General features: G+C 75.3%; 12 protein-coding genes and 1 pseudogene. 6 read left to right on the top strand and 7 right to left on the bottom strand.

Annotation, left to right across the window (positions count from 1 at the left end):
* Positions 1–385 precede the first annotated feature (385 nt).
* Positions 386–1,588, bottom strand: coding sequence for a bifunctional adenosylcobinamide kinase/adenosylcobinamide-phosphate guanylyltransferase (locus V2S66_RS06760; protein WP_330793562.1), 1,203 nt, complete (start codon positions 1,586–1,588; stop codon positions 386–388).
* A 179-nt stretch (positions 1,589–1,767) separates the two neighbouring features.
* Between V2S66_RS06760 and V2S66_RS06755 the strand changes: the two are divergent.
* Positions 1,768–1,968 (top strand): annotated as a pseudogene (locus V2S66_RS06755) (hypothetical protein); the annotation flags it as partial.
* Positions 1,969–2,142: 174 nt separating this feature from the next.
* Here the strand turns inward: V2S66_RS06755 and V2S66_RS06750 are convergent.
* The 3 genes from V2S66_RS06750 to V2S66_RS06740 all read right to left on the bottom strand — a co-directional run bounded on the left by V2S66_RS06750 (position 2,143) and on the right by V2S66_RS06740 (position 4,989).
* Positions 2,143–3,252, bottom strand: a complete 1,110-nt coding sequence (locus V2S66_RS06750; protein WP_330793561.1) for a S1C family serine protease — start codon at positions 3,250–3,252, stop codon at positions 2,143–2,145.
* Positions 3,253–3,547: 295 nt separating this feature from the next.
* Entirely contained in the window at positions 3,548–4,321 is a 774-nt protein-coding gene (locus V2S66_RS06745; RefSeq protein WP_330793590.1) for a class I SAM-dependent methyltransferase, read from the bottom strand.
* Between the two features lie 74 nt (positions 4,322–4,395).
* A complete protein-coding gene (locus tag V2S66_RS06740; RefSeq protein ID WP_330793560.1) occupies positions 4,396–4,989 on the bottom strand; it encodes a DUF3043 domain-containing protein in 594 nt (197 codons plus the stop codon).
* A gap of 195 nt (positions 4,990–5,184) precedes the next feature.
* On the opposite strand from V2S66_RS06740, the gene V2S66_RS06735 reads away from it, so the two are divergent.
* The 4 genes from V2S66_RS06735 (at position 5,185) to V2S66_RS06720 (ending at position 8,382) form a co-directional block, all read left to right on the top strand.
* Entirely contained in the window at positions 5,185–5,976 is a 792-nt protein-coding gene (locus tag V2S66_RS06735) for a PspA/IM30 family protein (RefSeq protein ID WP_330793559.1), read from the top strand.
* An 18-nt stretch (positions 5,977–5,994) separates the two neighbouring features.
* Complete coding sequence (pspAA, locus tag V2S66_RS06730; protein WP_330793558.1) at positions 5,995–6,273, top strand: PspA-associated protein PspAA; 279 nt, start codon at positions 5,995–5,997, stop codon at positions 6,271–6,273.
* A gap of 94 nt (positions 6,274–6,367) precedes the next feature.
* Positions 6,368–7,687 carry a sensor histidine kinase gene (locus tag V2S66_RS06725; protein ID WP_330793557.1) on the top strand — a complete coding sequence of 440 codons (1,320 nt, stop codon included), beginning with the start codon at positions 6,368–6,370 and terminating at the stop codon, positions 7,685–7,687.
* Entirely contained in the window at positions 7,684–8,382 is a 699-nt protein-coding gene (locus tag V2S66_RS06720; protein WP_330793556.1) for a response regulator transcription factor, read from the top strand. The genes V2S66_RS06725 and V2S66_RS06720 overlap by 4 nt, the downstream gene beginning before the upstream one ends.
* 19 nt (positions 8,383–8,401) lie before the next feature.
* Here the strand turns inward: V2S66_RS06720 and V2S66_RS06715 are convergent, their stop codons facing one another.
* Together V2S66_RS06715 and nadA are read right to left on the bottom strand one after the other, a co-directional pair.
* Complete coding sequence (locus V2S66_RS06715; RefSeq protein ID WP_330793555.1) at positions 8,402–9,307, bottom strand: GNAT family N-acetyltransferase; 906 nt, start codon at positions 9,305–9,307, stop codon at positions 8,402–8,404.
* Between the two features lie 22 nt (positions 9,308–9,329).
* Positions 9,330–10,502: a quinolinate synthase NadA gene (nadA, locus tag V2S66_RS06710; protein WP_330793554.1), complete on the bottom strand. Its 1,173-nt coding sequence runs from the start codon at positions 10,500–10,502 to the stop codon at positions 9,330–9,332.
* Between the two features lie 242 nt (positions 10,503–10,744).
* Here nadA and V2S66_RS06705 point away from each other — a divergent pair, with 242 nt between their 5' ends.
* A complete protein-coding gene (locus V2S66_RS06705; RefSeq protein ID WP_330793553.1) occupies positions 10,745–11,098 on the top strand; it encodes a HesB/IscA family protein in 354 nt (117 codons plus the stop codon).
* A gap of 206 nt (positions 11,099–11,304) precedes the next feature.
* Here the strand turns inward: V2S66_RS06705 and V2S66_RS06700 are convergent, their stop codons facing one another.
* Positions 11,305–13,038 carry a hypothetical protein gene (locus tag V2S66_RS06700; RefSeq protein ID WP_330793552.1) on the bottom strand — a complete coding sequence of 578 codons (1,734 nt, stop codon included), beginning with the start codon at positions 13,036–13,038 and terminating at the stop codon, positions 11,305–11,307.
* Positions 13,039–13,158 lie beyond the last annotated feature (120 nt).

Raw genomic sequence — 13,158 nt, 5'->3', positions numbered from 1 at the left:
GGGCGCAGCCCGGGGTTGTTGAGGGGCGCGGGGAACTGCGCGGCCAGCCACGACGACGGCTGCACGTCGTCACCGGCCCGGAGGGGGCTGTTGCTGTCGCTCCCGCACCACCGTCCGGCGGCCGGTTCCCCGCGCCCCTGCTCGGGCGCAGCCCGGGGTTGTTGAGGGGCGCGGGGAACTGCGCGGCCAGCCACGACGACGGCTGCACGTCGTCACCGGCCCGGTGGGGCTGTTGCTGTCGCTGCCGGACCACCGTCCGGCGGTGGGTCGCCCGCGCCCCTGCTCGGGCGCGATGCCCACCGCATTCCGGGCGCAGCCCGGGTTCCAGGGCGCGAGCCCAGCGCGGTCCGGGCGCCAGCCCGGGGGAGGGGGCGGCGCGGCAGCGTCAGGGCTTGAGGGCGCGAGCCAACCCGGCGGTGGTCAGCAGGACATGCTCGGACTCCGCCGCCACGGCCGCGTTGAGCCGCCCCAGCTCGTCGCGGAAGCGACGCCCCGCCGCGGTCGGCGGGACGACGCCGGAGCCGACCTCGTTGGAGACGGCGACGGCGGTGCGCCGGGTGGCGCGCCACGCGGAGGCGAACTCCTCGGCGCGCCGCCGCACCTCCCGCTCCGCCCCGTCGCGCCACGCGCGGTCCTCCCACGCGTTCGCCGCGTCCATGACGTTGGTGAGCCACAGCCCGAGGCAGTCGACGAGCAGCGGCGGCCCGTCCGCGGCGAGCAGCGGCAGCAGGTCGCAGGTCTCCTCGGTGTGCCAGCCGGCCGGCCGCCGGTCGCGGTGGGCGGCCACCCGGTGCGCCCAGTCGGGATCGTCCTCCCGGGCGCCGCCGGTCGCCACGTAGACCACCTCGGGGTAGGCGGCGAGCCGCCGCTCCGCCTCCGCGGACTTGCCCGACCTGGCGCCGCCCAGCACCAGGGTGCGCCGCGGCACGTCCGGCACCTGCTGGAGGTCCCCGGCGGCCAGCGTCGTGCCGTCGGGCACCGCGCGGGCGCCGAGCGCGGCGAGCTGCCGGCCGAGCTCGGGCTCGGGCGGCGCGCTGTGCCCGATGTGGACGGCCACCACGTCCGTGGTGGCCGTGACGGCGCCCGCCGCCCGCAGCCGCGCCAGCGCGTCGGGCCGGCCCACGACGTCGAGGAGCACCAGGTCGTACGGCTCCCGGCCGTGCTCCGCCAGGCCGGCCGGCGCGCTGCCCGGCGGCAGGTAGAGCGCGCGCAGCCCGTCGGGCGACTCGATCGCGTAGCCGGTGCCCGGCGCGTCGGTGGCGACGGCCAGCACCCGGTGGCCGGTGGTGAGCGGCAGCCGCTCCCCGTCGGGCACCCGGGCGGGCGCCGGCAGCCCGGCCGGGATCTCCACCGGCGGCCCGTCGTGCGGGTGCGACAGCAGGACCAGCCGCAGCCCCGCCAGGCTCCGCCCGGCGCGGGCCGCGGCGAGCGCGACCCCGGGGGTCAGGTCGAGCAGCGCCACCCCGTCGACCAGGACGGCGGTCGCGGCGCGGGCGGCGGGGCCGGTGGCCAGCGCGCAGGCCGCGCAGGGGCAGTCGGGCAGCGGCAGCCCCTCGGGGCCGCCGGTGCCGAGCAGAGTCAGTTCCACGGGACGATCGTCTCGTGTCCGCGCGGGGCGGGCGCGCGGGGGCCGCCATGCGGAGACGCCGGTCACAGGTCCGCATAAGGCCGATACGCTGCGAGAGCAGCACGTAAGGATCACCGGAGGGCGCCCCCGGGCGACCGGCGCAGCGGCCTCAGGCGACCCCAACGACCGAGGAGACACACATGGCGTGGACGTGGCGGTTCGAGAAGACCGACGGCACGGAGGTGCCTCCGGCGGTGGAGCCGGAGGAGTTCACCACGCAGGGCGACGCCGAGTCGTGGGTCGGCGAGGTCTGGAAGGACCTGGTGGAGGGGGGCGCGGACCAGGTGGTGCTGTTCGAGGGCGAGACCAAGATCTACGGGCCGATGAGCCTGCACGGCGAGAGCACCGACGCCGCACCTGACGCCGCCGCGGGCGCCGCGGAGCCGGACGCCGCGGAGCCCGGCGCCGCCGGATCCGCCACGCCGGCCGGCGCGGAGGCCGGCGCCGAGCCCGCCGCGGAGGCCGCGTCCGAGGACGCCTGACGCCGCGGCCGCCCGACGGCGTCGGGGCGGCGGTCAGAGGGAGCCGAGGGTGACCTGGGCGGTCTTCCGGCTGCCGTCCCTGGCGTACACCACCGTCACCTGCTGGCCCGGCTTGTCCGCGGCCAGCGCCTCGGTGAGGGACTGCACGGTGGTGACCGGCGCGTCGCCGACCTTGGTGATGACGTCGCCTGCCCGCAGGCCCGCCTTGTCGGCGGCGCCGCCCTTGGTGACCGAGACGACCGCCACGCCGGCCGGCTGGAAGTCCTGGCCGACCACGCCGCGCACGGTGACGCCGAGCGCGGCCCGGCCGGAGTCGGTGACCTTGCCGCTGTCGATGATCTGGTCGGCGATCCGCTTCACCGCGCTGGACGGGATGGCGAAGCCGATGCCGGGCGCGGCGCCGCTGCCGAGCTGCGGGTCGGTCGCGGCGAGCGTCGGGATGCCGATCACCTCGTCGTCGAGGTCGACGAGCGCGCCGCCGCTGTTGCCGGGGTTGATCGCCGCGGAGGTCTGCACCATGTCGGGGATCGTCGCGCCGGTGCCGCCGCCGGAGGTGCCCTCGCTGACGGTCCGGCCGGTCGCCGAGACGATGCCCTGGGTCACGCTGCTGGACAGGCCGAGCGGGCTGCCCATGGCGAGCACGATCTGCCCCACGGCCACCTTCGAGGAGTCGCCGAACTTCGCCGGCCGCAGCCCGCTGGGCGGCGAGTCCAGCCGGATCACTGCGAGGTCGTTGGGCGCGAACGCGGCCACCAGCCGCGCCGTGAGCGGCTTGCCGCCGGTGGCCAGCGACACCTGGAAGCTCTTGGCGCTGCCGACCACGTGCGCGTTGGTGACGATGTCGCCCTTGTCGTCGTAGACGACGCCGGAGCCGAGGTCCTGGCCGGTGGTGATCTGCACGACGGTGGGCAGGACGTTCCTGACCGCGCCCTCGTAGGCGTTCTGCAGGTCCTCGGCGCCGCCGCCCGCCGCGGCCGCCGCCTGCCGGGCGGCCGCGCCCGTCGCCTGGTCCGACGCCCTGGTGCCGGCGGCGCCGGAGCCGGACGTGCAGCCGGCGGCCAGCAGCGCGGTCGCGGTCACGGCGGCCGCGGCGGTGGCCACGGAAACCAGGGAGCGGGTACGGGCGCGCGGCGATCGGCTCATGTCCGCATCCTCACGCGCCCGGCGGTGGGCGGCGCGGTCCGCGCAGCCGCCCGGGTGATCCGCCGCACGAGGCGGCGAAGCGCCAGGACCGCAGCCGTGGACGCGGCCCCGGAGGGGCGGACCCTGGGCCGTGTCCGGCACATCCCGCCTGTGTCGCGGCGCCTGGCACGCACGCTCGCCGCGTCGCCGGCCGTCAGCGGACCGCTGCGCTCTCCGGCCCCCGCCTTGCGATCGCACGCACCAGACACCGCGAGACCCGCCCTGCGGGCGGACGACGCCATGTGTCGGACACGGCCTACGCCCGTACCCCGCACAGGTGGGTCAGCGCCGCCACGCCCCGGTAGGGGTCGGTGCGGCCGGCCTGCTCCTCCGCGTCCAGCAGCAGGTGCAGCTCGTGCGGGTCCTGCGGGGCGCGCGCGTGGTCGGCGGCCGTGTCGGTGAAGACCCGCACCCCGTACCAGGCGCGCAGCGGGACGCCGAAGCCGTCGAGCACCGCGGTGAGCGGGCCGCGGCGGTCGGCGCGGGTGGCCAGGCCCAGCCGGTTGGTGTACCCGTCGGAGCGGAAGGCGTCGGACGCGCCCGCCCAGTCGCCCTGCAGGCCGGGGCGCATGGCCAGCGCGTCGCCGTTGCGCACCAGCAGCGAGAGCAGGCCGCCGGGGGCCAGCACCCGGGCCAGCGCGGCGAGCAGCGGCTCGGGGTCGGGCAGGTACATCAGCACGCCGTGGCAGAGCACCACGTCGAAGCAGGCGGGGCCGAAGTGCCGGCCGGTCTCCCGGCCGTCGCCGCTGAGCGCGACGAAGCGCTCGCGGACCTCGGCGGGCTCGGCGGCGACCGCGGCGCGCAGCTCGGCGAGCATCCGCGGGTCGGATTCCAGCCCGGTGACCAGATGTCCGGCGCGGGCCAGGCGCAGCGCCTGGGTGCCCTGGCCGGGCCCGATGTCGAGCACCCGCAGCCGGCGCCGGGCGTGCGCGCCGGCGGGCTGCGGGAAGAGCGCGCCGAGCTGCTCGTCGAGCTGGCGGGCCACCAGTTCCTGACGGACGGTGTTCCGCAGCCCGCCGAGCCCGGCCAGCCATCCCTGGGCGCCGCCGGTGAAGCCGACGGCGCCGGGGTTCAGGTCCGCGTCGTGCGGGCCGTAGGCCGCGTTCAGGGCTTGGCGCCGCGCCCGACCTGCGGCCTCGGCAGCCGCAGCCGGCGCATCTGGAGCGTGCGCATCAGACCGTAGGCGACCGCGCCCTTGGTGTTGCCGTCGGGGAAGCGCCTGCGCAGCTCGCCGCGCAGCCGGAAGCCGGTGACGAAGGAGTCGCCGACGATCATCACGATGACGATCAGCCACAGCAGCAGCGAGATGGTCTGCAGCGAGCCGATCCGCACGATGCTGAGCACCAGGATGAAGACCGCGACGGGCAGGAAGAACTCGGCGACGCGGAACCGCGAGTCGACGTAGTCCCGGGTGAACTTGCGCACCGGTCCCTTGTCGCGTGCCGGCAGGTACCGGTCGTCGCCGTTCTGCAGCGCCTCGCGCTGCTTGGCCATGTCGGTCCTGCGGACGTCGCGGGCCTGCCGGGCGGCGGCCTTGCGGTCGGTGGGCACGACCATGGCCTTGCGCCGCGCGGTCTGCGCGTCGGATCGCTTGGGCGTGGGGCGACCCTTGGGAGCCTGCGGGTCGCGGATCTGGTCCTCGTCGAGCACCGCAGTGCTGGTCGAGGACCGCTCATCGTGGGAACGGCGTCGGAACACGTCTCCAAGGTTACGTGGTCCGGGCCCGGACCCCCAGCCCCTCACCTACTCCCTGCGCCGGAGGTCACCGAACCGTGATCGTCCTTGCGGATGACCGCATCCGCACCCGAACAGTGCGGTAATGGAACCAGGGCCCGTAGGCTTGGGTCTGTAGAGGTGCTGGAGCAGTTGCCGAGAAGGGGGCGCGCGAGGCCCATGAGCGGTGTCATGAAGCGGATGGGACTGATTTTCCGCGCGAAGGCCAACAAGGCCCTGGACAGGGCCGAGGACCCGCGCGAGACCCTCGACTACTCGTACCAGAAGCAGCTGGAGCTGCTGCAGAAGGTACGCAGGGGCGTGGCGGACGTGGCCACCTCCCGCAAGCGCCTGGAACTGCAGCTGACCGAGCTGCAGAAGAAGTCCGCGACGTACGAGGACCAGGGCCGCAAGGCGCTCGCGCTCGGCCGTGAGGACCTGGCCCGCGAGGCGCTGTCCCGGCGCGCCGCTCTCCAGCAGCAGGTCAGCGACCTGGAGACGCAGCACACGCAGCTGCAGGGCGAGGAGGAGAAGCTCACGCTGGCCTCCCAGCGGCTGCAGGCCAAGGTGGACGCCTTCCGCACCAAGAAGGAGACCATCAAGGCCACGTACACCGCCGCCCAGGCGCAGACCCAGATCGGCGAGGCCTTCTCCGGCATCTCCGAGGAGATGGGCGACGTCGGCATGGCGATCCAGCGGGCCGAGGACAAGACCGAGCAGCTGCGGGCCAGGGCCGGCGCCCTGGACGAGCTGCTCGCCTCCGGCGCCCTGGACGACCCCAGCGGTCTGGCCAAGGACGACATCCAGCTGGAGCTCGACCGGCTCTCCGGCGGCAGCGACGTCGAGCTGGAGCTGCAGCGGATGAAGGCCGAGCTGGCCGGCGGCAGCAGCCAGCAGGCGATCGAGAGCGGCCAGGGCGGCCAGGGCGCGCAGGCGCAGCCGCAGGACACCCCCCGGTTCGACAAGCAGTAATGGCCGGAGGAGGCCGTCGTGATCGTACGGATCATGGGGGAGGGCCAGGTCAGTCTGGACACCGCCCAGGTCGCGGAGCTGAACACGCTGGACGACGAGCTGCTGGCCGCGGTCGAGTCGGGCGACGAGGAGGCGTTCCGGCGCACGCTGGGCGCCCTCCTCGACGGCGTCCGCCGGCTCGGCAGGCCGCTGCCGGACGACGCGCTCGAGCCGTCGGAGCTGATCCTGCCGTCGCCGGACGCCACCCTCGCGGAGGTCCGCGCGATGCTCCACGACGACGGGCTGATCCCCGGCTGACGGCCTGATCCCCGCCGGGCACGCCGATCCCCGGCGTACGCGCGGCGGGCACGGGATGGGCCGCACCTCGGTGCGTCCCTTACCGTTGCATACCGTGCAGTACGGATCCGGTTTCGTGGTGACCCCCTGGCGGTGGCTGCGCGCCCACAAGAACACCGCCGACGCGGGGCTCGCCGCGGTCGCCTTCGGGCTGATGCTGATCGGCTCGGTGACGGGCGTCGACACCTACCGGCTCGGGCTGCCGGACACCGTGCTCGCCGCACTGGCCTGCGCCTCGCTGGTGCTGCGGCGCCGGATGCCGTGGGCGGTGCTCGGCTGCACCTGTGTGCTCTCCGCGCTGTTCATCACGCTGCGCCCGGTCGACGGCCGCGTCCCGGTGGTCCTGGCGGTCGCCGTCGCGCTGTGCACGGTCGCCGCCCGCACCGACCGCCCGACCACCTGGGCGACCGGCCTGGCGGTGTGCGTCGGCCTCACCGCGCTGGCCATGGTCTTCGGCGACGGCCCCTGGTACGGCCAGTCGAACTTCGCGGTCTTCGCCTGGACCGGCATGGCCGCCGCGGCCGGGGACGCCGGCCGCAGCAGACGCGCCTACGTCGCGGCCATCGAGGAGCGCGCGGTGCGGGCCGAGCGCAGCCGCGAGGAGGAGGCCAGGCGGCGGGTCGCCGAGGAGCGGATGCGGATCGCCCGCGAGCTGCACGACGTCGTCGCCCACCACATCGCGCTGGTCAACGTGCAGGCCGGGGTCGCGGCGCACGTCATGGACAGCCGCCCCGACCAGGCCAAGCAGGCGCTCGCACACGTCCGTGAGGCGAGCAGATCGGCGCTGGACGAGCTGCGCGCCACCGTCGGCCTGCTGCGGCAGTCCGGCGAGCCGGAGGCGCCGATGGAGCCGGCGCCCGGCCTCGGCGTGCTCGACCAGCTGCTGGAGGGCTTCCGCCGGGCCGGCCTGCGGGTCGCGGTGGAGTGCCACGGGCCGCGGGCGCCGAAGCTGCCCGCGAGCATCGACCTGACCGCGTACCGGATCATCCAGGAGTCGCTGACGAACGTGCAGAAGCACGCCGGGCCCGACGCCGGCGCGGTGGTGCGGATCAGCCGCGACACCGGCGCCCTCGACCTGGTGGTGGACGACGACGGCGCCCCTGGCACCGCGGCCTCGCTGCTGCCGCCGCAGAGCCCGCGGCGGGACGGCCCGCAGGTCGCGGCCGCCGCGGCCGGCCCCAGCGGCGCGCGGGACTCCGCGCCGCCCGGCGGCCACGGACTGCTCGGGATGCACGAGCGGGCCTCCGCGCTGGGCGGCGTCTGCCGCACCGGGGCCAGGCCGGGCGGCGGCTTCCGGGTGCACGTCACGCTGCCGCTGGCCGCGCCGCCGGGGTCCCGGCGGCTCCCGCCGCCGGCGCGGGAGGCCGCCGGATGAGCGCGGCCGGGCCGCCGCGGCCGCTGCGGGTCCTGCTCGCCGACGACCAGACGCTGATGCGCGGGGCGCTGCGGATGCTGGTGGAGTCCGAGCCGGACCTGGTGGTCGTCGCGGAGGCCGCGGACGGCGACGAGGCGGTCGCGCTGACCCGGGCGGAGCGGCCGGACGTGGTGCTGATGGACATCCGGATGCCCGGCGCCGACGGCATCGCCGCCACCCGCGAGATCACCGCCGACCCTGAGCTGTGCGGCACCGCCGTGCTGGTGCTGACCACCTTCGAGGCGGACGAGTACGTGGTGCGGGCGATCCTCGCCGGCGCGGCCGGCTTCCTCGGCAAGGGCGCCGAACCCGCCGAACTGCTCGGCGCGATCAGGACGGTGGCCAGGGGAGAGGCGCTGCTGTCGCCGGCCGCGACGAAGAGCCTGATCGCCCGGTTCGTCGCGCAGCAGCAGGACGGCGCCGGGCGGCCGCGTGCCGTCACCGGCCTGGAGACGCTGACCGTGCGGGAGCGCGAGGTGCTCCGCGAGGTCGGGGGCGGGTTGTCCAACGACGCGATCGCGGCCCGGCTCGGGGTCAGCCCGCTCACCGTGAAGACCCACATCAACCACACCCTGGCCAAGCTCGGCGCCCGCGACCGGGCACAACTGGTCGTCGCCGCCTACGAGTCGGGGCTGGTGCGCCCGAACCCGCGCTGAGCGGGGGCCCAGGTGCGGCTCACAGGAACGACCGCGAGGGCACGTACGGCGCGGGCGGCCGCATGCCGCGCAGGCACACGTAGCCGGCGTTCACGATGTCGAGTCCGGCGGCGATCCCGACGTCGAGCGCCCACTCCTGCTCCGCGGTGAGGTCGCTGACGTGGACCGCACGGCCGTGCGGCACGGTCAGCAGCGCGGCGGTGAGCAGCCGGGTGGCCAGGCGCCGCGAGGTGGCGGCGAGCAGCTCGACCCGGCCCCCGGACACGTAGCAGTAGCCGCTGCCGGCCAGGTCGTCGACGACCAGCAGCCCGTGGTGGCGCAGGAGTTCGTCGTGGTCGGGGCCGTGCGCGCCGCCCCGGGTGCGGCGGTCGACGGAGTCCATCATGTCCCGGTTGCGCGCGGTGCCCTCGTGCACCGCGCCGTCCAGCGGCTTGAGCCCGGTGGGGTCGACGGTGCCGGTCAGCCGCATCGCCGGGTGCAGGGTGAAGCCGGCCCTGCGGTAGGTGCGGGCCGCGACGGGGTGCCGGGAGCCGCAGACGATACCGCGCAGGCACGCCTGGCCGTGCACCATCGCGCGGGCCATCAGCGCCTTGCCGACGCCCTTGCCCTGGGCGCCGGGCACCACCGCGAGCAGGCCGAGCCCCCAGGTGCCCTCGCGTCTGCTGGACAGCACCGCGCCGACCGGGCCGGCCTCCTCGTCCTGGGCGATCCAGCAGCCGCCGGGGTCGGTCGCCGCCAGATGCCGGGTCCGGCCGCGCTCGCGCGCGCCGTCGGCGGCCGGGTCGTCCACGGGGGAGCCGCTGCCGGGGGAGCTGCCGGGGGAGGCGTCGCCCCGGAGCGCGCGGGAGGCGCCGAAGGCGGCGGCGCTGATCTCCCGCACGACCTCGGCGTCCTCCTCGTCGTCACGGATCGGTCGAAGGATCACCGATCCATCTTTGCGCCGTGCCTTACGGCAGGGCCAGCATCTGTTCGAGGGCGAGCTTGGCGAAGTGCTCGGTCTCGGCGTCGACCTGGATGCGGTTGACGACCTTGCCGTCGGCGAGCGACTCCAGCGTCCACACCAGGTGCGGCAGGTCGATGCGGTTCATGGTCGAGCAGAAGCACACCGTCTTGTCCAGGAAGACGATCTGCTTGTCGGGGTGGGCCTTGGCCAGCCGCCGCACCAGGTTGAGTTCGGTGCCGATCGCCCACGCGGAGCCGGCCGGCGCCTCGTCCAGCGCCTTGATGATGTACTCGGTCGAGCCGACGACGTCCGCGGCGGCGACCACCTCGTGCTTGCACTCGGGGTGCACCAGCACGTTGACGCCGGGGATGCGGGCGCGGACGTCCTCGACGGAGTCCAGCGAGAAGCGGCCGTGCACCGAGCAGTGGCCGCGCCACAGGATCATCTTCGCCGCCCGCAGCTGCTCGGCGCTCACGCCGCCGCCGGGCTTGTGCGGGTTGTAGACGACGCAGTCCTCCAGCGAGAAGCCCATCTCGCGCACCGCGGTGTTGCGGCCGAGGTGCTGGTCGGGCAGGAAGAGCACCTTCTCGCCCCGGTCGAACGCCCACTCCAGGGCGCGCCGCGCGTTGGACGAGGTGCAGATCGTGCCGCCGTGCCGCCCGGTGAACGCCTTGATGTCGGCCGAGGAGTTCATGTACGACACGGGCACGGTGACGTCCGCGACGCCGGCGTCGGCGAGCACGTCCCAGCACTCGGCGACCTGCTCGGCGGTGGCCATGTCCGCCATCGAGCAGCCGGCCGCCAGGTCCGGCAGGATCACCTGCTGCCGCGCCGAGGTGAGGATGTCCGCGGACTCCGCCATGAAGTGCACGCCGCAGAAGACGATGTACTCCGCCTCCGGCCTGGCCGCCGCGTCGCGGGCGAGCTTGAAGGAGTCGCCGGTCACGTCGGCGAACTCGATGACCTCGTCCCGCTGGTAGTGGTGGCCCAGCACGAAGACCCGGTCGCCGAGCCGCGCCTTGGCCGCGCGGGCCCGCTCCACCAGGTCCGGGTCGGACGGTGCGGGCAGATCGCCGGGGCAGTCGACGCCGCGCTCGCTGCGCGGGTCGGACTCGCGGCCGAGCAGCAGCAGCGCGAGCGGGGTGGGCTGGACGTCCAGCGTTTCTGTGGTGGTCACGGGCCCGTAGCCCTTTCTTTGCAGCAGCGCAGACCTTTTCGTCTACTTGACGCTATCTATCATAGCTCGTTCGCGTCAGTTTGACGATGCCGGTCTCGTCGATGTGACGCATTCGCGGGCTCGCTCCGGACCGGCGCGCCGTGTGCGAGCATGGATGAGGCCATCAGGACGCGGAATGAATCAGAGCGGGTACCGGTTAGGCATCGGTAGCCAGCTGTCCGTACAACCCGGGAGTGAAGCAGATGACGGTTCAGGACGAGACCACCACGAGCGAGGGCATCCTCCTGTCCGGCGCCGCCGCCACCAAGGTGAAGAACCTGCTGGAGCAGGAAGGCCGCGAGGACCTGGCGCTGCGCGTCGCCGTCCAGCCCGGCGGCTGCTCGGGCCTGCGCTACCAGCTGTTCTTCGACGAGCGCTCGCTCGACGGCGACGTGGTCAAGGACTTCGGCGGCGTCAAGGTCGTCACCGACCGGATGAGCGCGCCTTACCTGGGCGGTGCGTCGATCGACTTCGTCGACACGATCGAGAAGCAGGGCTTCACGATCGACAACCCGAACGCGACGGGCTCCTGCGCCTGCGGCGACTCCTTCCACTGAGTCGTCCGCCCCGGCGGACCCCAGCCACGAACGCCCGGCGTTCGCCGACCCCGGTCGGCGGACCGCCGGGCGTCGGCACGCCCGCCCCCGCCACCCGCACCATCGCGGCGTGCGGGCGGCGAGCCCGGAGGCGAGAGGCCGGCAAAGAAGCAGCAGAAAACGGCGGCACCCCCACCAGGTGCCGCCGTTTTCGTTGTGGCAGCCGATCACTGTCCCTTGATCGGCTGCCCGTCCGAGGTGTCGACGACGGTCCTGGAGCCGAGCGGCTGCTGGAGCGTCACCGTTCGGGTGAGCTGGCGGAGGATCATCGGGCACATCCTGCCCGCGGTGGCGGGCGTCTCCGTGACGTGTACCCGCACCTCGCTGCCGGATTCCTGGGCGGACGCCTGGTAGCCGGGGCAGACGCCGCCCCAGAAGGTCAGCGTGAGGGTGCGGCCGGCCGCCGCGTACCGCACCAGGTCCACCGCGTGCGGCGCCTTGGGGTCGGCCGGTGCGCCCGGGTCGACGCGCTCGGGGCCGCCGGGGTCGACGGGCGTGGCGGGGGAGACCGGCGAGGGTCCGCCGGGGGCGTTCGCGCCGGGGCCGCCGCTGCCGCCGGTGGTGACGTACGAGGGGTCGACGGCGGTCTGCGCCACCACGGCGGTGCGGGCCACGCCCGCCTGCGCGGTGTCGAAGAGCCACGCCGGCACCAGGGTCTGCGCCCCGGAGACGAACTGCAGCGCCAGCCCGAAGGTCGCGCCGCGCACCTGCACCTTGTGGGGCGCCGCCGGGACGCACGGCCGGGTGTCGTGCAGCGTCGGGCCGGTGGGCGTGGTGGTGGCGCCCGGCTTGCCGCCCTTGTCGTCGCCGCCTCCGGCGCCCTGGTCCTTTCCGGCGCCCTGGTCCTTGTGGACCTGCGGTTGCGGCAGCGGCACCGCGCACAGGTCGGGGTGCATCACCGGCCGCGCGTTCAGCTCCCCGAGCGCCGCCGTCGCGCCGACCACCGGGTACGAGTCGCCTCGGGTCAGCGCGGAGAGCCGTCCGTAGCCCATGGTCAGCGCGCCGTCCGCGCCGACCTGCAGGGTGGTGGTCCAGCCGTGGGTGGGCAGCCCGCCGACGACCGGGTCGGCGCTCACCGTGCGCAGCGAGCCCACCGTCTGCGCGGCGTCGGTCCTGGCTCCGGACAGGCCCAGCCCGGCCAGTACGGGCGCGGTCACCGCCTGCGCCTTCGCGGCGGACACCGGTCCCGCGCCGCCGGTGGTGGTCGTGCCGGTCATCGTGTCGATGGTCATCCCCGAGGTGTCCGTGCCGGGCACGATGGACGCCGACGACGACGAGGACGAGGAGCCGGCCGAGGACGACGAGCCGGACGACGAGCGCGCGTCGGGCCGGGCGGCCGCCGAGGGCGGCCCGTAACGGGTGTACGACCAGGTGCCGGGGGCGTCCTTGCCGACCAGCAGGGTGGGGCCGCCGCCGTCCGCGGCACCGCCGACCTGCCAGGAGCCCTGCACGGACTCCACCGGGGCGGTCAGCCCGAGCAGTCCGGCGAGCCGCTTGACCGCCGCCTGGTCGACGCCGCCGGCCGTCCGGTAGACCGGGGCGGTCTTCGGGCCCTGGGGCAGCGTGCCGGTCAGCTGGTAGGTGCCGCCGCCGGCCGCGGGGGAGTCGGCGGCAGCCGATCCGGTCGACACGCCGTCCGGCCCGTCGAACCGCAGCGGCTGCGCGGCCTTGCTGTCACCGCCGCTCCCGCCGGAGGAGGAGGCCGCCCAGTAGGCGCCGCCGCCGCCCGCCGCCAGGACGGCCGCGGCGACCACCGCCACCGTCAGCCGGGACCCGCGTGCGGGGCGGTCCCGGCGGCCGGCGTCGCGGCCTGCCGCGGGTTCGGGGGCGCCGACCGGTCCGGGGCCGTGGCCGTCGTCCGGATGGTCGTCGCTGGGGTGGTCGTGCCGCTCGGTGCTCACCGCGTACTCCTTCGGCTCCGTGTGACCGTCAGGTGCCGATGGGACGCGGCCGGCCGCCGTACGGTTCCACCGCCCGGCGGAAGGACCCGGTGCGGGTCAGCGGTGGGGCTCAGCGGTCCA

Origin of the sequence: Actinacidiphila polyblastidii, assembly GCF_036353415.1 — a bacterium.
Classification (GTDB): domain Bacteria; phylum Actinomycetota; class Actinomycetes; order Streptomycetales; family Streptomycetaceae; genus Actinacidiphila; species Actinacidiphila polyblastidii.
This window is presented reverse-complemented; position numbering and strand designations above follow the sequence as displayed.

Excerpts from the sequence above, each read along its gene's own strand:
- V2S66_RS06750 (WP_330793561.1), bottom strand. The coding sequence starts at position 3,252 with ATGAGCCGATCGCCGCGCGCCCGTACCCGCTCCCTGGTTTCCGTGGCC.
- V2S66_RS06735 (WP_330793559.1), top strand. The coding sequence starts at position 5,185 with ATGAGCGGTGTCATGAAGCGGATGGGACTGATTTTCCGCGCGAAGGCC.
- V2S66_RS06720 (WP_330793556.1), top strand. The coding sequence starts at position 7,684 with ATGAGCGCGGCCGGGCCGCCGCGGCCGCTGCGGGTCCTGCTCGCCGAC.
- V2S66_RS06705 (WP_330793553.1), top strand. The coding sequence starts at position 10,745 with ATGACGGTTCAGGACGAGACCACCACGAGCGAGGGCATCCTCCTGTCC.